This window comes from Rhizobium sp. CG5, assembly GCF_023701945.1.
Taxonomy (GTDB): Bacteria; Pseudomonadota; Alphaproteobacteria; order Rhizobiales; family Rhizobiaceae; genus Allorhizobium.
In genome coordinates this window covers 155,206-179,642 of the sequence record NZ_JABAEF010000002.1, presented here as the reverse complement: position 1 = coordinate 179,642, position 24,437 = coordinate 155,206, and the positions used below count along the sequence as shown (strand labels likewise).

The 24,437-nt window shown below is 62.7% G+C and carries 21 protein-coding genes and 1 tRNA gene; 15 read left to right on the top strand and 7 right to left on the bottom strand.

The annotated features are described in order from the left end of the window. Positions 1 to 107 precede the first annotated feature (107 nt). Positions 108 to 989, top strand: a complete 882-nt coding sequence (gene ppk2 / locus HGO38_RS04235) for a polyphosphate kinase 2 (RefSeq protein ID WP_250954680.1) — start codon at positions 108 to 110, stop codon at positions 987 to 989. A 6-nt stretch (positions 990 to 995) separates the two neighbouring features. On the opposite strand, the gene HGO38_RS31240 is transcribed toward ppk2, so the two are convergent. Continuing rightward, positions 996 to 2,147, bottom strand: a complete 1,152-nt coding sequence (locus HGO38_RS31240; RefSeq protein ID WP_250954679.1) for an FUSC family protein — start codon at positions 2,145 to 2,147, stop codon at positions 996 to 998. Positions 2,148 to 2,453: 306 nt separating this feature from the next. On the opposite strand from HGO38_RS31240, the gene HGO38_RS04225 reads away from it, so the two are divergent. The 5 genes from HGO38_RS04225 to fcl all read left to right on the top strand — a co-directional run bounded on the left by HGO38_RS04225 (position 2,454) and on the right by fcl (position 6,883). After that, entirely contained in the window at positions 2,454 to 3,413 is a 960-nt protein-coding gene (locus HGO38_RS04225) for an NAD(P)H-dependent flavin oxidoreductase (RefSeq protein WP_250954678.1), read from the top strand. A 48-nt stretch (positions 3,414 to 3,461) separates the two neighbouring features. Beyond that, positions 3,462 to 4,511: a DUF1176 domain-containing protein gene (locus HGO38_RS04220; RefSeq protein ID WP_250954677.1), complete on the top strand. Its 1,050-nt coding sequence runs from the start codon at positions 3,462 to 3,464 to the stop codon at positions 4,509 to 4,511. Positions 4,512 to 4,638: 127 nt separating this feature from the next. Beyond that, positions 4,639 to 4,714, top strand: a tRNA-Thr gene (locus HGO38_RS04215). A 153-nt stretch (positions 4,715 to 4,867) separates the two neighbouring features. Beyond that, positions 4,868 to 5,947, top strand: coding sequence for a GDP-mannose 4,6-dehydratase (gmd, locus tag HGO38_RS04210; protein ID WP_250954676.1), 1,080 nt, complete (start codon positions 4,868 to 4,870; stop codon positions 5,945 to 5,947). Between the two features lie 3 nt (positions 5,948 to 5,950). Further along, on the top strand, positions 5,951 to 6,883 hold the full coding sequence (fcl, locus tag HGO38_RS04205; RefSeq protein WP_284739317.1) for a GDP-L-fucose synthase: 933 nt from the start codon (positions 5,951 to 5,953) through the stop codon (positions 6,881 to 6,883). A 4-nt stretch (positions 6,884 to 6,887) separates the two neighbouring features. Here fcl and HGO38_RS04200 read toward each other — a convergent pair whose 3' ends face one another. After that, positions 6,888 to 7,805 (bottom strand): LysR family transcriptional regulator, encoded by a 918-nt coding sequence (locus HGO38_RS04200; RefSeq protein WP_250954675.1) that lies wholly within the window; start codon positions 7,803 to 7,805, stop codon positions 6,888 to 6,890. A 173-nt stretch (positions 7,806 to 7,978) separates the two neighbouring features. On the opposite strand from HGO38_RS04200, the gene HGO38_RS04195 reads away from it, so the two are divergent. The 8 genes from HGO38_RS04195 to mmsB all read left to right on the top strand — a co-directional run bounded on the left by HGO38_RS04195 (position 7,979) and on the right by mmsB (position 16,345). Beyond that, positions 7,979 to 9,184 carry an ABC transporter substrate-binding protein gene (locus HGO38_RS04195; RefSeq protein ID WP_250954674.1) on the top strand — a complete coding sequence of 402 codons (1,206 nt, stop codon included), beginning with the start codon at positions 7,979 to 7,981 and terminating at the stop codon, positions 9,182 to 9,184. Between the two features lie 7 nt (positions 9,185 to 9,191). Beyond that, complete coding sequence (locus tag HGO38_RS04190; protein WP_250954673.1) at positions 9,192 to 9,974, top strand: ABC transporter ATP-binding protein; 783 nt, start codon at positions 9,192 to 9,194, stop codon at positions 9,972 to 9,974. A 1-nt stretch (position 9,975) separates the two neighbouring features. After that, positions 9,976 to 10,677, top strand: a complete 702-nt coding sequence (locus HGO38_RS04185) for an ABC transporter ATP-binding protein (RefSeq protein ID WP_250954672.1) — start codon at positions 9,976 to 9,978, stop codon at positions 10,675 to 10,677. 4 nt (positions 10,678 to 10,681) lie between these two features. After that, entirely contained in the window at positions 10,682 to 11,569 is an 888-nt protein-coding gene (locus tag HGO38_RS04180) for a branched-chain amino acid ABC transporter permease (RefSeq protein WP_250954671.1), read from the top strand. Between the two features lies 1 nt (position 11,570). Beyond that, positions 11,571 to 12,575, top strand: a complete 1,005-nt coding sequence (locus tag HGO38_RS04175; RefSeq protein ID WP_250954670.1) for a branched-chain amino acid ABC transporter permease — start codon at positions 11,571 to 11,573, stop codon at positions 12,573 to 12,575. A gap of 107 nt (positions 12,576 to 12,682) precedes the next feature. Beyond that, positions 12,683 to 14,278: a GMC family oxidoreductase gene (locus tag HGO38_RS04170; protein WP_250954669.1), complete on the top strand. Its 1,596-nt coding sequence runs from the start codon at positions 12,683 to 12,685 to the stop codon at positions 14,276 to 14,278. Between the two features lie 95 nt (positions 14,279 to 14,373). Further along, positions 14,374 to 15,444 carry an enoyl-CoA hydratase/isomerase family protein gene (locus tag HGO38_RS04165; RefSeq protein WP_250954668.1) on the top strand — a complete coding sequence of 357 codons (1,071 nt, stop codon included), beginning with the start codon at positions 14,374 to 14,376 and terminating at the stop codon, positions 15,442 to 15,444. Positions 15,445 to 15,457: 13 nt separating this feature from the next. Continuing rightward, entirely contained in the window at positions 15,458 to 16,345 is an 888-nt protein-coding gene (gene mmsB / locus HGO38_RS04160; protein ID WP_250954667.1) for a 3-hydroxyisobutyrate dehydrogenase, read from the top strand. A gap of 55 nt (positions 16,346 to 16,400) precedes the next feature. On the opposite strand, the gene HGO38_RS04155 is transcribed toward mmsB, so the two are convergent. Genes HGO38_RS04155 through HGO38_RS04145 form a run of 3 tightly spaced genes read right to left on the bottom strand, consistent with a single transcriptional unit; the run spans position 16,401 to position 20,543 of the window. Then, positions 16,401 to 17,486 carry a lipocalin-like domain-containing protein gene (locus tag HGO38_RS04155; protein ID WP_250954666.1) on the bottom strand — a complete coding sequence of 362 codons (1,086 nt, stop codon included), beginning with the start codon at positions 17,484 to 17,486 and terminating at the stop codon, positions 16,401 to 16,403. After that, positions 17,476 to 19,887 (bottom strand): ABC transporter permease, encoded by a 2,412-nt coding sequence (locus HGO38_RS04150; protein ID WP_250954665.1) that lies wholly within the window; start codon positions 19,885 to 19,887, stop codon positions 17,476 to 17,478. The genes HGO38_RS04155 and HGO38_RS04150 overlap by 11 nt, the downstream gene beginning before the upstream one ends. Then, complete coding sequence (locus HGO38_RS04145) at positions 19,887 to 20,543, bottom strand: ABC transporter ATP-binding protein (protein ID WP_250954664.1); 657 nt, start codon at positions 20,541 to 20,543, stop codon at positions 19,887 to 19,889. Before HGO38_RS04145 ends, HGO38_RS04150 begins: the two co-directional genes overlap by 1 nt. Positions 20,544 to 20,792: 249 nt before the next feature. Here HGO38_RS04145 and HGO38_RS04140 point away from each other — a divergent pair, with 249 nt between their 5' ends. Further along, positions 20,793 to 22,487 carry a patatin-like phospholipase family protein gene (locus HGO38_RS04140; RefSeq protein ID WP_250954663.1) on the top strand — a complete coding sequence of 565 codons (1,695 nt, stop codon included), beginning with the start codon at positions 20,793 to 20,795 and terminating at the stop codon, positions 22,485 to 22,487. 27 nt (positions 22,488 to 22,514) lie between these two features. Here the strand turns inward: HGO38_RS04140 and HGO38_RS04135 are convergent, their stop codons facing one another. Further along, a complete protein-coding gene (locus HGO38_RS04135; protein WP_250954662.1) occupies positions 22,515 to 23,777 on the bottom strand; it encodes a glycerate kinase type-2 family protein in 1,263 nt (420 codons plus the stop codon). A 47-nt stretch (positions 23,778 to 23,824) separates the two neighbouring features. Beyond that, positions 23,825 to 24,421: a DsbA family protein gene (locus HGO38_RS04130; protein ID WP_250954661.1), complete on the bottom strand. Its 597-nt coding sequence runs from the start codon at positions 24,419 to 24,421 to the stop codon at positions 23,825 to 23,827. Between the last annotated feature and the right edge of the window lie 16 nt (positions 24,422 to 24,437).

The following is a 24,437-nucleotide window of genomic DNA, read 5'->3' as shown; positions in this document are numbered from 1 at the left end:
GCAGGATCTTGAATTTGCTCCATAACTGTGTCCTTGCTAAAGGATGAAATATTGCGGTGGACAACGCCCTGCGTGACCGCGCAACAGGCAAGCGGGAGAGCGATGTCATGGACGAACAGAAGAAAAGCCGCGCGGTAGAGCTGAAGCTTGGCGGACAAAAGCGCCTATTCGACATCGATGATCCCAAGCTGCCGAAGTGGATCGACGACGTTTCTCTCAGTTCGGGCGGCTACCCCTATGAGAAGAAGCTGGACGAGGACGACTACGAGAAGCAGTTGGAAAAACTGCAGGAAGAACTGGTCAAGGTGCAGTTCTGGCAGCAGGCGACCGGCAAGCGGGTGATGGCACTCTTCGAGGGTCGCGATGCGGCCGGCAAGGGCGGCACGATCCACGCGATCCTGTCCTATATGAACCCCCGCACCGCGCGCGTCGTGGCGCTCACCAAGCCGACCGAGACCGAACGCGGTCAATGGTATTTCCAGCGCTATGTGGCGCAGTTTCCGAGCGCCGGCGAATTCGTGCTGTTCGATCGCTCCTGGTACAACCGTGCCGTGGTCGAGCCGGTGATGGGCTTCTGCACGCCGGAACAGTATACCCATTTTCTCGACCAGGTGCCGCGCTTTGAAGAACTGATCGAGGAAGACGGCATTCATTTCTTCAAGTTCTGGCTGAATATCGGCCGGGAAATGCAGCTCGAGCGTTTCCACGACCGGCGCCACGATCCGCTGAAGATCTGGAAACTCTCGCCGATGGACATCGCCGCCCTCGACAAATGGGACGACTACACCGACAAGCGTGACCGCATGCTGAAGAAGACGGATACCGACCATGCGCCCTGGACGGTGGTTCGCGCCAATGACAAGCGGCGCGCCCGGCTGAACGTCATCCGCCATATCCTGAATGCGCTTGACTATGACGGCAAGGACAAGGGCAATATCGGCGAGACCGACACCAAGATCATCGGCCGGGGCGCCGATGTCCTGGATTGAACGGGATCACTGGCCTGGCAGAACGCGCACCGAATAGAGATTGACCCCCTGCCCCTGGCCGCTCAGATCGCCATTGACCAGCAATTGGCCGGGGGTCGCCGGGGCAATGCCCCTCTCGAAATCGATCTGAAACAGGATATCGGCCTTTTCCGGATTGACGGTGAAGCGGTGACGCGCGCAATCGCCGAGCCGGTCGAAATCGCATTCTACCGAAATCTGCACCGGCTTGTCGGAGGCCGATCGCAGGGTCAGGGCAATGGTCGAGACCCGACCGGCCATATCGCGCAGCACCTCGACCGGCACGTCAATGGCAACGCTGCCATCGGCATCGGCGCTGCGTGATGTCAGTTGAACCGCCGGCCCGTCGCCGGTCGTGACGACATCGACCAGCGCATTGCCACGCGGCTTGACCGCCTCGATCTGGTTCGGGCCGAAGACCTCGATCCATTCATCGGAAAAACCCGGGTCGAGCGGCTGCGGCTGCGGCGAGATGTTGCCGGAAAAGTCTTCCTCCTCCGCATGGGGCGGCGGGTTCGGCACGCTGGTGTCGCGTTCGGCGGCCGTCATCAACAGACCTGAGGTGTAGATCCACCAGGCGCCCATGCCGACCGTGACGAGCAGGACCGTGAAAATGAAGAGGCGCGAGAAGAAGCCGCGCCGGTGCTTCTTGTGATGGATGACCGCCTCCGGCCGAATGTCCAGCGACTGCGGATGGACCGCCGCGGCGGATGGCGGCGATTGCACGACATCCTGATCCTCAAAGACACGACTATCGCGTTCGGCCCGCAGATCGGACATGTCGGCCGACGGCGCTGGTTCGCGGTGCCGCTCGGCGCGCAGCTCCATGCCATGACCGTCGACGGACGGCGGATCCTGGCGGTCGTGCCGGTTTGCCGGCTGGTCGCCCATCACCGGAGCTTCCGGTTCGGCGCGGCCCGGCGTGGCAAGCCGCCCCCTCTCCTCCTGTTCGATGCCGTGAATCACCGTTTCCAGGCGATGCCGCTGCTGGGCGACAGTTTCGGGATCATTGATATTCTGCTTGCGCAAGCCACCTTCCAGGGCGTGGCGCGCCGACTGATAAATGCGGGCACGGATTTCCGCATTGGCGCGATCCGAGCGCTCCAGGGCGCTTCTGATGGCCGTTTCCAATCCGCTCACGGGCGATCCTACTCCTATTGCCGGCCATTTGAACCGGTCTGAACAGGTTCCGGATGGCCGTTTACGATTCGGTAACGGGTGGCTTGCCAATCCGCAAGCCCTTGCAGCGGCGCTTGCAGGCGATACCCAGTGGAAAATCCGGGTTCGGGGCTTTCCGGCTGATAAATAGGGAAAGGGACGCGGAGGTCGGACCGGGCCAGCGGTCGGTTCCCATCTTCAGCGAAATCGAGCCGCCCTCTTTTCCTGGATCGGCGGTTCTGCTATTCCATTGACGTTTCCGTAAACGTCAACATTGAGAGGTGCGCCATGGCTTTGCCCCCCATTCTTTCGGATCATCTGCGGCTTCCCGTGGTGGCCTCGCCGCTGTTCATCATTTCCCATCCCGATCTGACGCTTGCGCAATGCAAGGCCGGCGTGGTCGGCTCCTTTCCGGCTCTCAACGCGCGGCCAGAAAGCCAGCTCGACGAATGGCTGGCAATGATCACCGAAGATCTGGCCGCCTACAACGCGAAGAATCCCGAGCGCCCGGCAGCCCCCTTTGCCGTCAACCAGATCGTCCACACGTCCAACAAGCGCCTCGAGCACGATCTGATGATGTGCATCAAATACAAGGTGCCGATCGTCATCTCGTCGCTCGGCGCCGTGCCCGAGGTCAATGCCGCCGTGCATTCCTATGGCGGCATCGTGTTGCATGATGTCATCAACAACCGTCATGCCAATTCGGCCATCCGCAAGGGCGCCGACGGACTGATTGCCGTTGCCACCGGCGCCGGCGGCCATGCCGGCACGCTGTCGCCATTTGCCCTCGTCCAGGAAATCCGCGAATGGTTCAACGGGCCGCTGCTGTTAGCCGGCGCGATCGCCACCGGCGGCGGCATTCTGGCGGCCCAAGCGATGGGCGCCGACATGGCCTATATCGGCTCGCCCTTCATCGCCACGACCGAGGCCCGCGCCTCGGATGCCTACAAGCAGGCGATCGTCGAGGCGCAGGCCAGCGACATCGTCTATTCGAATTTCTTCACCGGTATCCACGGCAACTATCTCAAACCCTCCATCGTGGCGGCCGGCATGGACCCCGACAACCTGCCCGTGGCCGACCCCACCAAGATGGATTTCGACAAGGCGACGACCGGCGCCAAGGCCTGGAAGGATATCTGGGGCTGCGGCCAGGGTATTGGCGCGGTGAAATCGGTCGAGCCGGTGGCCGCCCTGGTCGATCGGCTGGAACAAGAATATTTAGGCGCAAAAAAGGCGATTTGCGGCTGATAAAACCGCTGCTAACGTCCTCCCGCATTCCATTGCCGGAGGATATTCATGCGGTTTCCCGTCTTGCCTTTTACATTTGCCCTGCTGCTGTCGGGCACCGCCGTCTGCGTTGCAGACACCGGCGGTTTTAAGCAGTTTCAGTCATGGCAGGTGAGCTGCAGCCAGTCGCGCGATTGCACCATTCGGCAGTTTCTCACCGGGAGCGCCATTGGCCAGCTGGAGCTACGGCGCGACGGCGGTCCGGACACGCCGCTGTCGATCGCCGCGTCGACGGACAATCCCGCCTTTTCCGAGGATGCGCGCGACGTCAGCGCCTCGGTTTCCGTCGATGGCGGCGCGCCCTTGTCCGTATCGTCCGGGGCTATCCGCTATGATGCGGCCGCAGCCGTCTGGGTGCTGACCGGAAATTTCATCGGCAGCGGACTGGCGATGGACATGAAGAACGGGACAAGCCTGCATGTCAGGCTGTCGCGAGGCGAGGCTATTGCTGAAGGCGACGTTCCGCTGGCCGGCGTTGCAGCCAGCCTGCTGTTCATGGACGACCAGCAAAAACGGGTCGGCCATACCGATGCCCTCAGCGCCAGGGGCGACAAGCCACCCTCCCCGGCCCTGCCATTTCGCGACATCCGCTCGCTTGCCCAGCTTCCGGAGGCGATCCGCAGCCGCTTTGCCGAAGGCGGCGAATGTGCCGATACGGAAGAAAGCCAGTTCGACGGCAATGCCTTCGTTCACCGGCTCTCCGACGACGAGGCGATCTATGGGACCCCGTGCGGAACGCCGGGCGCCTACAACACGCCCTTTGCGCTGTTCATCGACAGTTTCGGGGTCATTTCGACAATGGCCTTCCCTGTCCTGCACGACGGCGCCCCCAGCACGATGGCCAACGCCTATAACCTCGACTATGACTTTGCCAACGGGACATTATCGGCCTTTTTCCGCGGCCGAGGCATCGGCGACTGCGGTCTCTACACGGCCTGGCACCTGTCGAAGAACCAGGCGGGCGCCGTCCTCGTGCTCGACCGCCAGACATTCAAGGACTGCGACGGCAAGGATCTCGGCGGACCGGAGAACTGGCCGGCGCAATGGCCGCTCAAATGACAGCCGGCGTCAACGCGGTGGCCACCATTTTTTGCGCAGCACGCGGAAATCCGGCTTGAAATCACGCCGCAATGCCTGTATCAGCCGCAACACCAACGCGAACAGGCCAAAAGCCTTTGCGCAGAGTGCCGCTTTAGCTCAGGTGGTAGAGCACATCATTCGTAATGATGGGGTCGCAGGTTCGAGTCCTGCAAGCGGCACCAGTTTAATCCTGTCCACACCTTTGCAGCGTTTACGCGATTGATGAGCGCAAGGCCGGCGAGATCGGCGCTTGTTTGATCGCGCTTGCCGTTTCTCTGATTTTAAGCTACCGCCCAACAGGATCTGGGCCCATTCCCGCATTGAAGGAGACGACCATGAGCGGCGCCAACAAACATAACAAAGTCGCGCTCATAACCGGCATCACAGGCCAAGACGGCGCCTATCTCGCCGATCTGCTTCTTGCCAAAGGCTACGTCGTGCATGGCGTCAAGCGCCGCTCCTCGTCGTTCAATACGGGACGTATCGAACATATCTATCAAGATCCGCACGAACAGCATCAACGTTTTATCTTGCACTACGGCGACATGACAGATTCCACCAATCTCATTCGTATCGTGCAGGAATGCCAGCCGGATGAGATCTACAACCTGGCAGCCCAGAGCCATGTCCAGGTGTCCTTCGAGACCCCGGAATATACGGCCAATGCCGATGGCATCGGTACGCTTCGCATTCTCGAGGCCATTCGCATTCTCGGACTGACGAAAAAGACGAGGTTCTATCAGGCCTCGACGTCGGAGCTTTATGGTCTGGTGCAGGAGGTACCGCAGAGCGAAACGACACCGTTCTATCCGCGCTCGCCCTATGCTGCGGCCAAGCTCTATTCCTACTGGATCGTCGTCAATTATCGCGAGGCCTACGGGCTGCACGCCTCCAACGGCATCCTGTTCAACCACGAAAGCCCGTTGCGCGGCGAGACATTCGTGACGCGCAAGATCACCCGGGCAGCCGCTGCCATCCAACTGGGCAAGCAGGACAAGCTCTATCTGGGAAATATCGATGCCAAGCGGGACTGGGGTCACGCGCGCGAATATGTGCGCGGCATGTGGCTGATGCTGCAGCAGGACGAGGCGGACGACTATGTCCTGGCGACCGGTGAAACCACCGAAGTCCGCACCTTCGTCACCTGGGCCTTCGAAGACGTCGGCATCCATCTGGAGTGGCGCGGCACAGGCGTTGAGGAAAAGGGTTATGACATGGCCACCGGCCGGTGCGTCGTCGAAGTGGATCCTCGCTATTTCCGGCCGACCGAAGTCGACCTGTTGATCGGCAACCCGGCCAAGGCTCATCAAAAGCTGGGCTGGAAGCATGAAACATCTGTCCGCGACCTGTGCCGGGAAATGGTGCGCGAGGACTTGAAGATCATGAAGACGTCAACCGTGATGAAAGAGGCCTGAGCCATGTATTCGCTGAGCGGCAAGCGCATATGGGTGGCGGGACACAGGGGCATGGTCGGCTCGGCGCTGGTGCGCCGTCTGCAGAGCGAAAACTGCCATATCCTCACGGCGACGCGCGAGGAAGCGGACCTGAAAAACCAGGCATCGACGCTTGCCTGGATGGAAAGCCACAAGCCGGACGCGATTTTTCTGGCCGCGGCAAAGGTTGGCGGAATTCTCGCCAACGAGACATATCCGGCCGAATTTCTCTATGACAACCTGATGATCGAGGCCAATATCATCCACGGTGCCCATCGTCTCGGCGTCGAAAAGCTGATGTTCCTCGGCTCGTCCTGCATCTATCCGAAATTTGCCCCGCAGCCGATCACCGAAGACGCGCTGTTGACCGGCAGCCTCGAGCCGACCAACGAGTGGTATGCGATCGCCAAGATCGCCGGCATCAAGCTCTGCGATGCCTATCGCAAGCAATATGGCGCGGATTTCATTTCCGCCATGCCGACCAATCTCTATGGTCCGGGGGACAATTTCGACCCGAATTCCAGCCACGTGATGCCGGCCATTATCCGCAAGGCGCATGAGGCAAAGTTAAGGGGCGCCGACAGCATAACGGTGTGGGGCACGGGAACGCCGAAGCGTGAGTTCCTGCATGTCGATGATTGCGCGGACGCCTGCGTGCATCTGATGAAAACCTATTCCTCGGACGGGCATGTGAATGTCGGTTCAGGCCAGGATCTCACCATTCTTGAGCTGACGCAACTGGTCTGCAAGATCGTCGGATTTCACGGAGACATCGTGCACGATCTTTCCAAACCGGACGGGACGCCGCGAAAACTGATGAGCGCGGACAAGCTCAGATCCATGAACTGGGCCCCGAAAATCGACCTTGAAGACGGAATTGCCACTGTCTACAAATGGTTTCTGGAAAATCGCGCCTGATCGGTCAGGCGTTGCGGATGAAATGCGGGGTGTTGGCCTGGTAGGCCTTGACGATGAAGCCGGATACGCTGCGGATGCGCGGCACATCGCGCAGGTCGCGATGGCAGACCAGCCAGTAGCTGCGCCGCAATGACACCTGGTCCGGCAAAACGATCGACAGCTCGGGGTATTTCGAGGCGATGAAATGGGGCAGGACACTCAGGCCCAGGCCGTTGCGGGTGGCCGTCAGTTGCGCGAAAATGCTGGAGCTCTGGAATTTGGCCCTGAGGCCATGATGCACATCGCCGAGGTAATCGAGGCCGGGCGCAAAGATCATATCCTCTATATAGCCGATGAAGGGATGATCGAGCAGGTCGTCACGCCTGAGGATCGGAGCGCTGTCGGCGAGATAGGATCGAGCGCCATAGACATGCAGGCTGTAGTCGCCGATCTTTTCGGACACGTAAGGCCCCGCCTTGGACGGGTCCAGCGCCACCGCCACATCCGCCTCCTTGCGCGACAGCGACATGATCTGCTGGATCGTCACCAGTTCCAGCGAGATATTGGGGTGGTCTGCCACGAACTCGGTCAGGCGCTCGGTGAAGAAGAAATTGGCGAAACCTTCCGGGGCGCTCAGCCTTACCACGCCGCGCAGGGTGGTAAGCCCTGAGGAAATATCGGCCTGCAGACGTTCGGTCTCGGTCTCCATGCGCTCGGCCGTCTCGATGAAACGCTGCCCGACGCTGGTCAGCACGTAACCGCGCGGATTGCGCTCGAACAGCTTGACCTTCAGCACGAATTCGAGCCGGTCGATCCGCCGGGCGACGGTGGCATGGCTTGAGCGCAGCTGTCGCGCGGCTGTGGACAATTGCCCGGTGCGGGCCACCGCCAGAAAGAACTGCAGATCGTCCCAGGTGAACAATGTCCGGTGCTTTTGCGTCATGACCTTCTCCATCTGTTCAAAAATGAACAGAGCCTGTTTGCAAATAGCGACGATTGCGCTCTTGCGTCAATCAGACAATTTCGGGAACGTAGCGCCAGGGGAGCAGCTCTGAGGAGAAGCCGTTCACCATTTTTGAACAGACTCGCAATCTGGCATCTCTGGGAGGAGACATCATGCGCAAGAATCTCATTGCAACCATGGCACTGGTGCTGGCCAGCAGCACGTCCGCCTTTGCCGACGCATCCGACGGCAAGGTCAAGATCGGCATTCTGAACGACCAGTCCGGTGTCTATGCCGATTTCGGCGGTAAATCGTCCGTCGAAGCGGCCAAGATGGCGATTGAAGACTTCGGCGGCACGGTGCTGGGCGTGCCGGTCGAGATTGTCGACGCCGACCACCAGAACAAGGCCGACATCGCGTCCAACATCGCCCGCCAGTGGTTCGACACCGAGCAGGTCGACGCGATCATGGAGCTGACGACGTCGTCGGTGGCGCTGGCGGTACAGGCGATCGCCAAGGAAAAGAAGAAGATCGATATCGTCACCGGTGCGGCCACCACCGAACTGACCGGCAAGCAATGCAGCCCCTACGGCTTCCACTGGGCCTATGACACGCACGCTCTGGCCGTGGGCACCGGCGGTGCACTGGTCAAGCAGGGCGGCGACAGCTGGTTCTTCCTGACCGCCGACTATGCGTTCGGCTATTCTCTCGAGCAGCAGACCGGCGATTTCGTCAAGGCCAATGGCGGGACGATCACCGGCTCGGTGCGCCATCCGCTCTCGTCCAGCGACTACTCATCCTTCCTGCTGCAGGCCCAATCCTCCGGCGCCAAGGTCATCGGCCTTGCCAATGCCGGGGCCGACACCCAGAACGCCATCAAGCAGGCCGCCGAATTCGGCATCACGGCCGGCGGCCAGCGTCTAGCCGCCCTGCTCTTCACGCTTGCCGAAGTGCATGGCCTTGGACTGGAGGCGGCACAGGGCCTGACACTGACCGAGGGCTTCTACTGGAACCGCGACGAGGAAAGCCAGAAATTCGGCAAGCGCTTCTTCGACCGGACCGGCAAGATGCCGAACATGATCCATACCGGCACCTATTCCGCCGTGCTCCAATATCTGAAGGCGATCGACAAGGCCGGAACGGATGAGACGGGAGCGGTCTCGAAGGCCCTGCATGAAATGCCGGTCGATGATGTGTTCGGACGCGGCGGCACGGTTGGCGCCAATGGCCGGATGTTCCACGACATGTACCTGCTGCAGGTCAAGAAGCCCGGCGAAAGCGATATCGCCTGGGATTACTACGACGTCCTTGCCACGATCCCCGGCAAGGAAGCCTATATCGATCCGGCCAAGAGCGGCTGCGATCTGGTTGCGAAGTAGCGCATCCATGTCGCTGAACACTGCACAGATGCAGGAAGAACCGCGGGTGGTCCTATCCGCCCGCGGTCTCTGCAAGAGCTTCGGGGCCTTCGCCGCCGTCAGCAATGTCGATCTGGATGTGCATCATGCGCAAGTCCATGCCTTGATCGGGCCGAACGGCGCCGGCAAGACCACGGTGTTCAACCTGCTGACCAAGTTCCTGGCGCCGACAAGCGGGACGATCAGCCTGCTCGGCACGGACATCACGCGGGTGGCGCCCGACAAGGTGGCGCGCCTGGGACTGGTTCGTTCCTTCCAGATCTCGGCTGTGTTCCCGCATCTGACCGTGCTCGACAATGTCCGCGTCGCCCTGCAGCGGCCCAACAACCTTGCCACGCAATTCTGGAAACCGATGTCGGCGCTCGACCGGCTGAACACCAGAGCCGACGAGCTGATCACCGCCGTCGGGCTTTCGAAGGAGCGCAATGCGGTGGCCGCCGACCTCTCCTATGGCCGCAAGCGCGTGCTGGAGATCGCCACGACGCTGGCGCTTGAGCCGAAAGTGCTGCTGCTCGACGAGCCGATGGCCGGCATGGGGCAGGAAGATGTCGGCATCGTTGCCGAGATCATCCGCAATGTCGCCCGGGAACGGGCCGTGCTGATGGTCGAACACAATCTGAAAGTCGTCGCCGATATCTGCCACCATGTCACGGTTCTGCAGCGCGGCGAAATCCTGGCCGAGGGCGATTATGCCAAGGTCAGCGAAGATCCCCGGGTGCGCACAGCCTATATGGGCAACGAGGAGCACTGATATGGGCACCCTGCTGCAAGTCAAGAATTTGAACGCCTGGTACGGCGAAAGCCATGTGCTGCACGGTGTCGACATGACCGTCGAGGAAGGCGAGATGATCACCATTCTCGGCCGCAACGGCGTCGGCAAGACGACGACCCTGCGCACGATCATGGGTATCCTGCGCGAACGCAAGGGCGAGATCCGTTTCGACGGCCGCGACATGATGTCGGTGCCGCTGCATCGCACCGCCCATGCCGGCATCGGCTTCGTGCCCGAAGAGCGCGGCATCTTCTCGACGCTGACCGTCGAGGAAAATCTCATGCTGCCGCCGGTGGTGGCCAAGGGCGGCATGCCGCTCGACGAGATCTACGAGCTGTTTCCGAACCTTCTAGAGCGACGCTCCAGCCCCGGAACAAAACTGTCGGGCGGCGAACAGCAGATGCTGGCCATGGCCCGCATCCTGCGCACCGGCGTCAGGCTGCTGATCCTCGACGAGCCGACCGAGGGTCTGGCGCCCGTCATCGTGCAGCGCATCGGCGAGGTGCTGAAAAAACTGAAGGCCCGGGGGATGACCGTGCTGCTGGTCGAGCAGAATTTCCGCTTTGCCAGCAAGGTCGCCGACCGGTTTTACCTGATGGATCACGGCCAGATGGTCGGCGATTTCCCGGTGGCGGACCTGCCCGAACGCATGGGCATGCTCAACAAGGTTCTGGGGGTCTGACGCGATGACGATGATTTTCGGAATACCCATGCAGGCCCTGTTCGGCCAATTGCTGATCGGACTGATCAACGGCTCCTTCTATGCCTTGCTCAGCCTCGGCCTTGCGGTGATCTTCGGCCTGTTGCGGGTCATCAATTTCGCCCATGGGGCGCAGTACATGCTGGGCGCGTTTGTTGCCCTGCTGCTCCTGCAGTATCTCGGCATCAACTACTGGTTCGCGCTGATCCTGGCGCCGCTGCTGGTCGGCCTGTTCGGCGCTGTCATCGAGCGCACCATGCTGAGCCAGCTCTACAAGATCGATCCGCTTTACGGGCTGCTCTTTACCTTCGGCTTGGCGCTGACCATCGAGGGCACGTTCCGCTATCTCTACGGCGCCTCGGGCCAGCCCTATTCTGTGCCGTCAGCGCTGGCCGGTGGCGTCAATCTCGGTTTCATGTTCCTGCCGATCTATCGCGGCTGGGTCGTGGTGGTCTCGCTTCTGGCCTGTATCGCCACATGGCTGCTGATCGAGAAGACCAAGCTCGGCTCTTATCTCCGGGCGGCGACGGAAAATCCTGTCCTGGTGCAGTCCTTCGGCATCAATGTGCCGCTGCTGCTGACGCTGACCTACGCGCTCGGAGCCGGCCTTGCCGCCTTTGCCGGCGTGCTGGCGGCGCCGATCTACCAGGTGTCGCCGCTGATGGGCACCAATATCATCATCGTCGTCTTCGCGGTCGTGGTGGTCGGCGGCATGGGCTCGATCCTCGGCGCCATCGTCACCGGCTATATGCTCGGGATCGCCGAGGGGCTGACCAAGGTCTTCTATCCCGAGGCCTCCAATATCGTGGTGTTCGTGATCATGGCGGTGGTCCTGCTGATCCGGCCAGCCGGTCTGTTCGGACGGGATGCGTAACATGGCGGATATCACCGATATGACCAGTTCCAACACCCAATCCTCCGGCCTCAGCCGCAAGGCTGCGGCGGTGCAGATCACCTTCCTGGCGGTCGGTCTCATCGCCCTGCTTCTGGCGCCGGCCTTCCTCTATCCGATCTTTTTGATGAAGCTCTTATGCTTCGCGCTGTTTGCCTGCGCCTTCAACCTGCTGCTCGGCTATACCGGCCTGCTGTCGTTCGGCCATGCCACCTTTTTCGGCGGAGCTGCCTATTTTACCGCTCATGCCGCCAAGGAATGGGGGCTGACGCCGGAACTGGCGATCCTGGTCGGCGTGCTGGGAGCGGCCGTTCTCGGTCTCGTCATGGGCTTTTTCGCGATACGACGGCAAGGCATCTATTTCGCGATGATCACGCTGGCGCTGTCGCAGATGTTCTTCTTCTTCTGCCTGCAGGCCGAGTTCACCAAAGGCGAGGACGGGCTGCAGGGCGTGCCGCGCGGCCATCTGTTCGGCCTGATCGATCTCGCCGATCCGACCAATATGTACTATTTCGTGCTGTCGGTCTTCGTGATCGGCCTGGTGATCATCTGGCGCTTCGTCAATTCGCCGTTCGGCATGATCCTGAAATCGATCCGCGAGAACGAGCAGCGGGCGATCTCGCTCGGCTATTCCGTGCAGTATTACAAGCTCGGCGCCTTCGTGATGTCGGCGGCGCTGACCGGTCTTGCCGGCGGACTGAAGGCGCTGGTCTTCCAGTTCGCGACACTGACCGATGTCACCTGGCAGATGTCGGGCGAGGTGATCCTGATGACGCTGCTCGGCGGCATCGGTACGCTGGTCGGTCCGATCTTCGGGTCCGGCCTGGTGGTGACCCTGCAGAACTACCTGGCGACCTCCGCCATTCCCGTGACGATCATCACCGGCGTGGTGTTCATGGTCTGCGTGCTGGTGTTCAGGCGGGGTCTGGTCGGCGAATTCTATGCATCGCGCCTCGGCCGGGCGTTCGGCTTCGAACACCGCAAGTGATGCACAAGCGGGTCGGGTTTGCCCGGCTCCGCCCCTGAGACAGGACAGACAAGCAGCAGGATCCGCCGTCTCCAGACGCGCGGCAGGGAGACCTGCGGAGAATGGACATGGACCAGTTCGACTATATCATCATCGGGGCCGGCAGTGCCGGATGCGTGGTTGCCAACCGCCTCTCGGCCGATCGCAACAACCGTGTCCTGCTATTGGAGGCCGGCGGCAGCGACAACTACCACTGGATCCATATCCCGGTCGGCTATCTCTATTGCATCAACAATCCGCGCACCGACTGGTGTTTCATGACCGAGGCCGAGCCGGGTCTGAACGGCCGGGCGCTGAATTATCCACGCGGCAAGGTGCTGGGCGGCTGCTCGTCGATCAACGGCATGATCTATATGCGCGGCCAGGCGCGCGACTACGACCTCTGGCGACAGATGGGCTGCGACGGCTGGGGCTGGGACGATGTGCTGCCGATCTTCCGCAAATCGGAGGATTTCTACCGCGGCGAAAGCGATCTGCATGGCGCCGGCGGCGAATGGCGGGTGGAAAAGGCGCGGGTGCGCTGGGATGTGCTGGAAGCCTTCCAGAAGGCAGCCGGCGAGGCCGGCATTCCGGCGACCGAAGATTTCAACCGCGGCAACAACGAGGGCGCCGGCTATTTCGACGTCAATCAGCGCTCCGGCATCCGGTGGAATACGTCGAAGGCCTTTTTGAAACCCGCTCGCGGCCGCGCCAATCTGACCGTTCTGATCAAGGCGCAAGTGCAGCGGCTGCTGATACAAGATGGCGAAGTGACGGGCGTCGAGTATCAGCATGACGGCGTTGCCAAGCAGGCTTTCGCACGGCGCGAAACGGTTCTGTGTGCCGGCTCGATCGGCTCACCGCATATTCTGGAACTGTCCGGCATCGGCCGCGGCGACGTGTTGCAGGAGGCCGGCATCGAGACCGTGCAGGAGGTCAAGGGCGTCGGCGAGAACCTGCAGGACCATCTGCAGCTGCGCATGGTCTACAAGGTAACCGGAGTGCCGACACTCAACGAAAAGGCCAGCTCTTTCCTTGGCAAGGCGTCGATCGGGCTTGAATATGCGCTGAAGCGCTCCGGTCCGATGTCGATGGCGCCGAGCCAGCTCGGCATCTTTACCCGCTCCGGGCCGGACAAGGAAACGCCGGACCTGCAGTATCACGTGCAGCCGGTGTCGCTCGACAAGTTCGGCGACCCGGTCCATGCCTTTCCGGCGATGACCGCCAGCGTCTGTAACCTTCGACCCGACAGCCGCGGTTCGGTGCATGTCAGAAGCCCGGATTTTGCAGCGCCGCCAAAGATCAAACCGAATTATCTCACCACCCAGTCGGACCGCGACGTGGCGGTCCGGGCAATCCGGCTGACCCGGGACATCGTTTCAAAACCCTCCTTCGCCCGCTTCCATCCGCAGGAATACAGGCCCGGCCCTGCGTTCGAAACGGATGCGGATCTGGAAAGGGCGGCCGGCGATATCGGCACGACGATCTTCCACCCAGCCGGCACGATGCGCATGGGCGGCGACCCGGACAGTGTGGTCGATCCACGGTTGCGGATGCGGGCGCTGAAGCGGTTGCGGATTGCCGATGCCTCGGTGATGCCGACAATCACCTCCGGCAATACCAACTCGCCCACCGTCATGATCGCCGAAAAGGCGGCCGAGATGATCCTCAGGGACAATCGATAAAGTCCAGGGATGGCTGGCGTATCGAAGGCTGGACAGCCACGGCCAATGGGTTCATTTCGGGAGAATGGACAACGGCTCGAGGGAGAATGCAGGATATGGAACACGAAACCGACGAAATCCTCATCGAACGACAGGGCAGTGCGGCGATCCTGCGCCTCAATCGGCCGAAAGCGCTGAACAGCGTTACCCTTGATATGGTGCGGGTGATGAAACGGGCGATGGCGGATTTTCTCGACGACCCTGAAGTGGTCTGCGTCATCCTGGCCGGTGCCGGCGAGCGTGGTCTTTGCGCCGGCGGCGATATCCGCAAGATCTACGATCAGGGCAAGGCCGGCGATGCTGCGGTGACGCAGTTCTGGCGGGAGGAGTTTCCGCTCAACTATACGATCTCACACTATCCCAAGCCCTATGTGGCGCTGATGGACGGCATCACCATGGGCGGCGGCGTCGGCCTTGCCTCGCATGGTGCCGTCCGGATCGTCACGGAGCGCACGCGGCTCGCCATGCCCGAGACCGGCATCGGCTATTTCCCCGATGTCGGCACCACCTGGCTGCTACCAAAGGCGCCCGGCGAAGCGGGGACATGGATGGCGCTGACGGGCAACGAGGTCACTCCGGCCGATGCGCTCTTTGCCGGACTTGCCGACCATGCCGTGGCATCCGCCGATCTCGACAGGCTGGTGGCAGCGCTTGGCGCATTGGAGGCCGATGCGGATCTCGATGCCGTCGAAGCAGTGGTCGCGCGGTTTTCCATATCCCTTCCTGAGGGACCGCTCAGTCAAAACCGGGCCATGATCGACCGGGCCTTCTCTTTCGACACGGTCGAGGAGATCCTGTCGGCGCTGGAGCGCGAACCGGGCGATTTCGCAAGGGACAGCCGCGCCACCATTTTGAAACGCTCGCCGACCAGCCTGAAACTGGCGCTGACGCTGCTGCGGCTCGGCCGACAGAGTTCCGGCCTTGTCGAATGCTTGGAGCGTGAATTTGCCGCGGGCTCGGAAGTCCTGCGCAATCACGATTTCTATGAGGGCGTGCGCGCCGCGATCATCGACAAGGACCGCAATCCGCAATGGCAGCCGGCCGATCTCGGCGCCGTCTCCGACACTGACATCGCCCGCTATCTCATTATCGGGCACCACCCGCTTTTCCCTGATCACCGTTTATGAGGGTAACTTAGAGATGACCCAGATCGCATTTATCGGCCTTGGCAATATGGGCGGGCCGATGGCCGCAAACCTCGTCAAGGCGGGCCATCAGGTGGCCGGTTTCGATCTGTCGGAGGCCGTGTTGAAAGCCACAGCCGAGATCGGCGTCAAGCCGTGCGGCACACTGTCCGAGGCCGTGCAGTCTGCGCAATGCGTCATCACCATGCTGCCGAAGGGCGCGCATGTGCTGTCTGTCTGGCGTGACCTTGTCGCTGCCGTGCCGGCCGGCACGCTGCTGATCGACTGCTCGACCGTGGATATCGACAGTGCGCGCGGCGCCCACGATCTGGCCGAGCAAGCCGGTTGCCTGTCGCTCGATGCTCCGGTCTCGGGCGGCACGGGCGGTGCGAGCGCCGGCACGCTGACCTTCATGGCCGGTGGCATCGAAGCGGCCTTTGCGGCGGCTGAACCGTTTCTCGCCAGCATGGGCGCCAGGATCGTGCATTGCGGCGGCGCGGGCGCCGGACAGGCCGCCAAGATCTGCAACAACATGATCCTCGGCATCTCGATGATCGGCGTCTGCGAAGCCTTTGCGCTCGGTGAAAAGCTCGGGCTCTCCCATCAGGCGCTGTTCGATGTCGCCTCGACCTCTTCGGGCCAGTGCTGGTCGATCAACACCTATTGCCCGGTGCCCGGTCCGGTGCCGACCTCGCCGGCCAATAACGGTTACAAACCCGGCTTTGCCGCCGCCCTGATGCTCAAGGATCTGCTGCTGGCGCAGGAAGCGGCCCTGGCAAGCGGCGCCTCTACCCCGCTTGGGGCAGAGGCCGCGCAGCTCTACGGCCTGTTCGAGAAACAGGGCAATGCCGGCCGCGATTTCTCCGCCATTATTGAAATGCTGCGCGGCACGTCCGTATCGTAGGGCGCTGCCAGGACTCCGGGGTTGGAGATATCCGGCCCTGCCCAAAGGAACTCGGCTATTCGTAGCCGGTCATCTCCAGATAGCCGCGGCCGGCATGGGTGCCGGAAAAGCGGATCGGTCCCTCCCAATAGGGGAAGCGCGTCGTCATATAGGACTGCGGATTGAGCGCTACCGTCGTGACACTGAAGCCCTTGGCCGGCACGTCGACGCGCCAGCGCACCGGGATTGTCTTGCCGGCGACCGAGGCATAGTCGAGCGGCGTCACGGTCATGGCGCCCGGCGGCAAAGGCCCCGGTACGCCGTCCGCCGAAATCCAGTTGGCGGAGGTGAAACCTGCACCACTGTCGCGCAGACGAAAACCCATCAGCTTTTCGCCACTGTCGAGATGGAGCGAGAACCAATCCCAGCCTGTCTGATCGGCGGCCAGCGGCTGCGACGACCATTCCCGGTCGAGCCAGGCATTGCCGGTCACCGCGACATCGCCACCCGGCAGGTGGAGCGTGCCGCTCACCGTATAGAACGGTTGCGAATAATAATAGCTCGCCTGGCCGGCGGCCGATTTCAGCGAATAGCCGCCATCGCCCTGCAGAACCAGTGGCCCCTTGGCGTCGAGCCGCAGATCGTAGGAGAAGGCATCGCCTTTGGCGGCAAGATCGAGCCGGGCCAGGCCATCGCCACTCACCGCAACCGGGCCGGACGGCGCTGCTGCCCGCATGTGCCAGTCGTCGATCCAGGCCTCGAACGGCGCTGCGGTTACACCAGCCTGGCCGATGCCGCCGCGGGCCAGACGTTCCGAGACATGATGGGCGCTCGGCGTGGTCAGGGCCGCATGCCCCATCCAGACCTGCGGGCTTGACCAGCCCTCGGCCTCGCCCGGAGCAAGGGCCGAGCGGAACAGCGTCCACTGGACGCCATAATCGGTGCCATCGGCTGCCTGCAGATTGGCAGTCACATACCACCATTCGATCCGGTAGTCGGGATGAGGACCATGATCGGCCGGGAACTTGAGTTTGACATCCGGCTGCGGCACGGCAAAGCCGTCGGCGCTGGAGCCCAGACCGGCAAAGCCCTGCGCAGAGCCGTGGCCTGGCTGCAGCAAAAGGCCTGCTATGACGTAGCAGAGAACGGTTCTAGCGCTCATTGGCAAACACCCTCAACAGATCGGACGGCGTCAGCCGGGCCAGGTTGCGCAGCGGAACGAGCGCTGCCAGAAGGGCCGCGACAAGGGCAAGGGCCGCCAGCCGCAGCCAGTCGGCCGGGAACAGATGGACCGGCAGCCGCCAGCCGAAGGCCTCGACATTGACGATCGCCAGCAGCACATAGGCAAGGCCAAGACCGACCGGCAGGGCCGCCAGCAAGGTCAGCGAGGCTAGTATCATGGTGCGGGCCAGTTCCAGCAGCACCAGATGGTGGCGCGTCAGGCCCATGGCCCAGATCGGCGCGATCTGCGGCAGGCGGAGGCCCGACAGGGTCATCAGGCTGGCAAACATTGCCAGACCCGCCACGCCGAGCGTCAGCACATTCAGCGCTGCCGTCACGGCAAAGGTCTTTTCGAAAACCTCCAGCGAACGTCGTTTGATGCTCGCCTGATCGACAACGTTTTGGGAGGGCAGGTCGAAGCGGGTTTGCAACTCGTCTTTCAGCCGCTGCGTATCGGCCGGCGGCAGGCGCAGGCCGTAACGAAGCCGCGCGACATCGGGATAGTGGGACGTGAGCGCCTCGATGCCGACGATCACCTGGCCGAGGGGATTGCCGTAGTCGGAATAGACGCCGGCCACCACCGTTTGCCATCCGCCGGGCAGGGTCAGCGGATCTCCAAGCCGCAGGCCGTCGCGGCGCGCCATCTGCTCGTTGACCAGCGCCGCCTCGCCGCGCGCCAGCCGGTCCCAAAGGTCGGGTCCGGCCTCCAGCAAGGGCCAATGGTCGCGATAGGTAGCATGATCGGCAACTCCGTAGACCTGCGCCGGCTGGCCGGCGATCTCGCCCTCGACACTCCAGATCGGCAGAACGGCATCCACGCGCGGCGCGAGCCAGGTCCGAAGATCCGCCGCTTCATCCTCGGTGCGGGCCGTTACATAGAGCTCGGATGCCAGGCGCTGGTCGAGCCAGCCAGTGAAGGTCAGGCGGAAGCTCGCCACCATGGTGCCAACCCCAACATTGGCCGACAGCGCCAGCAACAGCGCCATCAGCGCAAGCGACAGGCCGGGAAGCTGCTGGCGGGCATCCGCCCAGAACCATGTCGACAGAGGCCCGGTCGAGAGACGCTGCATGAGGGCCAGAAACAGTGCCAGCAGCACGGGCAGCAGCAGCGCCGAGCCGAGCAGCAGAGCGCCCAGAACGGCAAAGCCCGCGACAAGGCCCGAACCCCATGTGGCAAAACCCAGCGACAGGGCAAACAGGCTGAGCGAAGCCAGTGCCTGAACCCGCAGGGCGGCTTCCGAGGCCCGCGCCCAGGCGCGCGGCTGGGCTGGCGCCAGCAGCGGCATGCGCCAGACACGCCAGAGGCTCTGGGCCGAGGAGACCAGCGTTCCGAAGACGGCAATGGCCAGCCCCGTCGCCCACCATTGCGGGCGAAGCGTCAGCGTTCCCGGCACATCGGCGCCGTACAGGCCCTGCAGGGTTGCCGCGACATCCGGCAGCAGCAGGGACGCGACGAGATAGCCGAGGGCCACGCCGATCACACCGGCGACCAGCGCCAGGATCAACAGTTCGGCCAGCAGCAGTCCCATCAGGGTGCCGGCCGGCACACCGAGCGACCGCAGGGTGCGAAAACTCGGCCGGCGCTGCTCGAAGGCAAGGCCGATGGCCGAATAGACGATGAACAGGCCGACCACGAAGGCGAGCAGACCGAAGGCGGTCAGGTTTAAGTGGAAACTGTCGGTGAGCCGGGCGAGATCGCCCTGGCTGTCAGGCGCGCGCAACACGAGACCCGGCGCCAGGGTTTCCAGCGCGGCGGTGTCCGGTGTCGCTCCGGGCGCCAGCACAAGGCGGCTGATCTGGCCCGGTTTGCCGAGCAGCGCCTGCGCGCGGCCGATATCGGTGATCGCCGTGCCGGGTGGCAGGTCCTTGGCGATGCGGCGCGGCGGCAGAGAGTCGCTTCCCGCCAAGCGTTCGGCCGTTGGCGGCGCAACATAGAGCAGGCCCGGTGGTGCGAGGAAAGAGAGCAGACCGTCGCCACCGCTGACGTCGATCTGCTGGGCATCACTCGGCAGGGTCAGGGGATCGATACCGATCACCGCCAGGCGAACCGGGCCAAGGCGCAGATCGCCTTCAAGCACCGGCGACACCGGCCAGCCGGCCCGACGCAGATCGACATAAACCTGCTGCGCGATCATGCCACCATCAGCCCGGACAAGCTGCACCAACCGGTTCTGGCCGAGCATGGCCGCCGCCCGGTCGTAACTGGCGCGCGCCTCGGCATTGACCGCCTGGACGCCCGACCAGAGCGCGGTTGCCAGCGACAGGCCCATCAGCAGCATGGCCAGCTGCAGCGGCCGGCGGCGCCAATGGGACAGGAGGGCCGACAGGCTGGTCCGCAGCATCAGACGATCCCCCCGGCGCGCAGATGCACCCGATCGTCCAGACGCTCGGCTAGTCGCAAGGAATGAGTAACCATCAGCAATGACGCACCGGTCTCCGTGACAAGTTCCATCATCAGCGCCAGAACGGCGTCGCCCGTTGCCTCGTCCAGATTGCCGGTCGGCTCGTCGGCCAGCACCAGCCGCGGGCGGGCGGCGAGCGTCCGGCCGATGGCAACACGCTGCTGCTGGCCGCCAGACAGCTGTTCCGGATAACGCTTCAGCAGATCCGAGAGACCGAGCTTGGCGATCAGCACTGACTGCCATTCGGGGTCGTAGCGGCCGGCGAGGCGAGCATGAAAGGCCAGATTGGCGGCCACGTCGAGCGACGGAATGAGATTGAACTGCTGGAAAATCAGCCCGACGATGCCGCGGCGCAGCGCCGCCCGGCCGCTGTCGCCGAGACTTGAAATGGTCTGTCCGGCAACGATCACCAGGCCGGAATCAGGACTGTCCAGCCCCGCCGCCAGATGCAGCAGCGTGCTCTTGCCGCTGCCCGATTCACCGGTCAGGGCCAGGCTTCTGCCAGCCGCCAGGCTGAGATCGATGTCCCGCAGCACCGTCAGCGGCCCCTCGGAGGTCCGGTAGGATTTCGTGACCTGTTGCAGTGCCAGTACCATACGCTTGCCATTCTCCATCGGTCGCCGGCTGCTTCAACGCAGGCATTACTTAGGGCATTGCAGGTCGGCGGGCGAGTCCCTGTCCATGAGACCTTCTGCCGCGAATGCCGACAGGCGACATATGGTCCTGCGGCAGCTCTGATGGCGAAAACGCTCCATATCTGACACGGCAAACACGGTTGCCATCTATCGCAGACACAACTTTTAAGGCATTGTTTCCGAATCCGTGCTCGGGGGGAGATGGACATCATGACGATGCCGCTAAAACATTGCGACCTGGTGATGAAGGGCGGGATTACCAGCGGCGTGGTCTATCCGCGCGCGGTGATCGAACTGTCGAAAAAGTACCGCTTCGACAATATCGGCGGCACCTCGGCGGGCGCCATTGCCGCCGTGGTGACGGCGGCTGCCGAATACGGCCGCGACAGCGGCGGCTTCGACAAGGTGGGCAAGCTGCCGGACGAGCTGTCGAAGACGCTGCTGCAGAAATTCCAGCCCTTGCCACATCTACGGCCACTCTTTGCGCTGCTGCTGGCAGCGCTCACCAAACGCTGGGCCGCGGTGTTGATTGCACTCCTGACAGGATACAGCAAGAGTGCTGTGCTTGGAGCACTGCCGGGACTTGTCACCCTGGTGCTGGCGCTCTATTCACAGGAGTCCGGCTATGGCGTTCTGGGGCTGCTTTTGACGCTGGCAGGCGGTCTTGCCGCTCCGGTCTATTCAGCGGTCCGGCAGGTGACAGGCGCCCTGCCGGAGGCGGATTTCGGGCTGTGCAGCGGGCTGACGCAGCCCGACACCGACGGCCCGGCGCTCACCGACTGGCTGGCGGATACGATCGACCGGGTCGCCGGTCTCGCTCCAGGCGCCCCGCCGCTCGGGATCGCAAAACTGCTTGAGCGCGGCATCCGCGTCAACACGGTCACCACCGACATCTCTACCCACCGTCCCTATGCACTGCCGATGGGCAACCGGCTGCATTTCTTCTCCGAAAGGGAGTTCCGGCGGCTGTTTCCAAAGCGCATCGTCGATTCGATGGTGGCCGCCAGCAAGCGGGTGGAAACGAAGGACAAGAGCCGCGACCTCTACTATTTCAATGTCGAGAACATGCCACTGGTGGTGATGGCGCGCATGAGCCTCAGCTTCCCCGGCCTGATATCGGCGGTTCCGCTCTGGCGCTACGACTATACCCTTATCAATGCCAGCGACGATCAGAAGCTGGTGCGCTGCCTGTTTTCCGACGGTGGGCTCTCCAGCAATTTCCCGGTGCATTTCTTTGATCGGTTCCTGCCGCAGACACCGACCTTCGGCATCTCGCTCGGCGAACACAATCCGCTTCGGACAAAGACCGGCGACGACCGGATCGTGCTGCCGCTGGAGGCCATCCAGGGGCAGCTTCTGCCGACCCGCGGCATCAAGGGCATTTTCGGCTTCATCATGGCGCTGTTCGGCAGCGCCAAGGATTGGCAGGATTCGCTGCAATCCATTTTGCCGGGCTACCGCGAGCGTATCGTAACGGTCAACCTGACCGAGGACGAAGGCGGCCTCAATCTGGACATGCCGGGCGAACGCATCCGCGATCTCACCCGCTACGGGGAATTGGCCGGCCAGGAAATCGTCGGGAAATTCTGTCTCGACGAGCATCGCTGGCGGCGCTACCTGGTCGAGATCCGGGCGATCGATGACATGTTGCGCGACTTTGCCAAAGCCTATGATGCCGAACCGCAACCGGGTTCGATGGCCTATGCGGAGCTTGCGGTAAAATATGCTCCGCATTCCTTCGGAGAATTGACCCGTGCGGAGCGCAAGGCGATCAAGGACAAGGCGGAACGCATCGCCGAACTCGGACGGGTGCTTGCCGGATTGAAACCGTTCCATGACATGGACAAGCGCTTGCCCAAGAGCCGCAGCCGGCTGCGGTCGATCGCCCGTATGGACGATGACTGATGGCATGCGACCCGCGATACAATCTCCTCAGAGGATCAGGATGGCGCGGAAATCGTTGACATTGGTGCCGGTCGGGCCGGTTTCGAACAGATCGCCGATGGCTAAAAAGCCGGAATAGCTGTCATTGCCATCCAGCAGCCGGCGCGGATCAAGGCCCAAGGCGCGCAGCCGTTTGATGCTGCCGCCATCGGAAAAGGCGCCGGCATTGTTTTCCGAACCATCTATGCCATCGGTATCGGCGGCCAGCACGTGGATATCATGCCCGTCGATGGCGAGCGCCATGGCCAGCGTGAATTCGCCGTTGCGTCCGCCGCGACCGCCCTTGCTGCATAACGTCACCGTCGTTTCGCCGCCCGACAGGACCACCACCGGTTTTTTGAAGGGCCTGTTCTGGACCCGCACTTCCCGGGCGATCGCCGCATGCACCAGGGCAACATCGCGAGCCTCGCCCTCGATCGAATCCGACAGGATGACGGCTGGAATGCCGTGCGTCTGCGCAAGGGCGGCGGCGGCCTCCAGCGAGACGCCTGCAGACGCGATGATATGATGCTCGTGCCGGGCAAAGACCGGATCGGCGGGATCCGGCGCATCAGCGGCCGGGGAGTTCAGATGATCGATCGCCGCCTGCGGCAGGGCCAGGCCATATTGGCGGACAATCTCCAGCGCATCGTGGCGGGTGGAACCGTCCGCCACCGTCGGGCCGGAGGCGACATGGGCGGGATTGTCTCCGGGAATATCCGACACGATCAGGCTGACGACTTGAGCCCTGGTGGCGGCGGCAAGCCGGCCGCCCTTGATGGTGGAAAGATGCTTGCGCACCACGTTCATCGCCGAAATCGGCGCACCCGAGGCGAGCAGCATTTCGTTGAGCGCAATCTCGTCATCGAGCGTCAGGCCGGCCGGAGGCGCCGGCAGCAGAGCGGAGCCGCCACCGCAGATCAAGGCGATCACCAGATCGTCGGCCGTCAGGTCGCGGACGGCTGTCATCAGCCGCCTGCCCGCCTCAAGCCCCGCTGCATCCGGCACCGGATGGGACGCCTCGAGCAACTCGATATGCTGAAGCGTGCAGCCATAGCCATAGCGCGTCACGACCACTCCTTCGAGCGGACCATCCCACAGGCTTTCGAGCGCCTGCGCCATCTGGGCCGCACCTTTGCCAGCACCGACGACCACAGTGCGGCCCACAGGCTTTTGCGGCAGATATTTGCGGATACCCTCCAGCGGATCCGCGGCGGTGACGGCTGCCTGAAACAGGGCGGTCAGGAAGGAACGGGGTTCGACAGCTGGCATGGGTTTTTCCATTGGCGAAACTCTAGTGGCGGGATCCCGCATGTCTATCAGGCACGCGCCTTGGCAATGGCCTTCTTCAACGCCTCTTCATCGAGGACGCCCGGATAGAGGGACGTGCCGGTGACGAAGGACGGCGTGCCGACCAGGTTGAACCCCGTCGCCTGGGCATAATTGCGGTCGAGAAGACCGGATATCCTGGCATTGTGCTCGTTGACTGCGGCCGCGATCCGGTCCATCGGCAGATCGACGCTTGCCAGGGCCTGCTCCACCGCTTCCTCGTTGACCCGGCCCTTGATCGCCATCACGGCCTCCAGGGCCTGCTCATACTTGCCGAGCTGGGCCGCACCCAGAACAGCCTGGGCCGCAAAGACCGAGACGCCGCCGAAGATCGGCCAGTCCTTCAGCACGAGCCGGATATTGCCGTCTTCCTTGACGATCCTTCTGACCATCGGATGGCTCGATTTGCAGTAACCGCACTGGTAATCGAAGAATTCGACCAGAGTGACGTCACCCTTCGGATTGCCGAGGACTGGCGCATCCTTGTCGAAATAGAGCGCATTCTGGGTCAGTTCCACGGCGGAGGAGGCGCTGGGCGCGATGAGGGCAAGGGCCGCGGTCGCAAGCATATGTCGGCGTGTCAGCATGATATCCGTCTCTCCT

What these genes read in the sequence shown, in the direction of transcription:
- ppk2 (WP_250954680.1), top strand. Translation starts at nt 108, where the DNA reads ATGGACGAACAGAAGAAAAGCCGCGCGGTAGAGCTGAAGCTTGGCGGA.
- HGO38_RS04225 (WP_250954678.1), top strand. Translation starts at nt 2,454, where the DNA reads ATGGCTTTGCCCCCCATTCTTTCGGATCATCTGCGGCTTCCCGTGGTG.
- HGO38_RS04220 (WP_250954677.1), top strand. Translation starts at nt 3,462, where the DNA reads ATGCGGTTTCCCGTCTTGCCTTTTACATTTGCCCTGCTGCTGTCGGGC.
- gmd (WP_250954676.1), top strand. Translation starts at nt 4,868, where the DNA reads ATGAGCGGCGCCAACAAACATAACAAAGTCGCGCTCATAACCGGCATC.
- fcl (WP_284739317.1), top strand. Translation starts at nt 5,951, where the DNA reads ATGTATTCGCTGAGCGGCAAGCGCATATGGGTGGCGGGACACAGGGGC.
- HGO38_RS04200 (WP_250954675.1), bottom strand. Translation starts at nt 7,805, where the DNA reads ATGACGCAAAAGCACCGGACATTGTTCACCTGGGACGATCTGCAGTTC.
- HGO38_RS04195 (WP_250954674.1), top strand. Translation starts at nt 7,979, where the DNA reads ATGCGCAAGAATCTCATTGCAACCATGGCACTGGTGCTGGCCAGCAGC.
- HGO38_RS04190 (WP_250954673.1), top strand. Translation starts at nt 9,192, where the DNA reads ATGTCGCTGAACACTGCACAGATGCAGGAAGAACCGCGGGTGGTCCTA.
- HGO38_RS04185 (WP_250954672.1), top strand. Translation starts at nt 9,976, where the DNA reads ATGGGCACCCTGCTGCAAGTCAAGAATTTGAACGCCTGGTACGGCGAA.
- HGO38_RS04180 (WP_250954671.1), top strand. Translation starts at nt 10,682, where the DNA reads ATGACGATGATTTTCGGAATACCCATGCAGGCCCTGTTCGGCCAATTG.
- HGO38_RS04175 (WP_250954670.1), top strand. Translation starts at nt 11,571, where the DNA reads ATGGCGGATATCACCGATATGACCAGTTCCAACACCCAATCCTCCGGC.
- HGO38_RS04170 (WP_250954669.1), top strand. Translation starts at nt 12,683, where the DNA reads ATGGACCAGTTCGACTATATCATCATCGGGGCCGGCAGTGCCGGATGC.
- HGO38_RS04165 (WP_250954668.1), top strand. Translation starts at nt 14,374, where the DNA reads ATGGAACACGAAACCGACGAAATCCTCATCGAACGACAGGGCAGTGCG.
- mmsB (WP_250954667.1), top strand. Translation starts at nt 15,458, where the DNA reads ATGACCCAGATCGCATTTATCGGCCTTGGCAATATGGGCGGGCCGATG.
- HGO38_RS04155 (WP_250954666.1), bottom strand. Translation starts at nt 17,486, where the DNA reads ATGAGCGCTAGAACCGTTCTCTGCTACGTCATAGCAGGCCTTTTGCTG.
- HGO38_RS04150 (WP_250954665.1), bottom strand. Translation starts at nt 19,887, where the DNA reads ATGCTGCGGACCAGCCTGTCGGCCCTCCTGTCCCATTGGCGCCGCCGG.
- HGO38_RS04145 (WP_250954664.1), bottom strand. Translation starts at nt 20,543, where the DNA reads ATGGTACTGGCACTGCAACAGGTCACGAAATCCTACCGGACCTCCGAG.
- HGO38_RS04140 (WP_250954663.1), top strand. Translation starts at nt 20,793, where the DNA reads ATGACGATGCCGCTAAAACATTGCGACCTGGTGATGAAGGGCGGGATT.
- HGO38_RS04135 (WP_250954662.1), bottom strand. Translation starts at nt 23,777, where the DNA reads ATGCCAGCTGTCGAACCCCGTTCCTTCCTGACCGCCCTGTTTCAGGCA.
- HGO38_RS04130 (WP_250954661.1), bottom strand. Translation starts at nt 24,421, where the DNA reads ATGCTGACACGCCGACATATGCTTGCGACCGCGGCCCTTGCCCTCATC.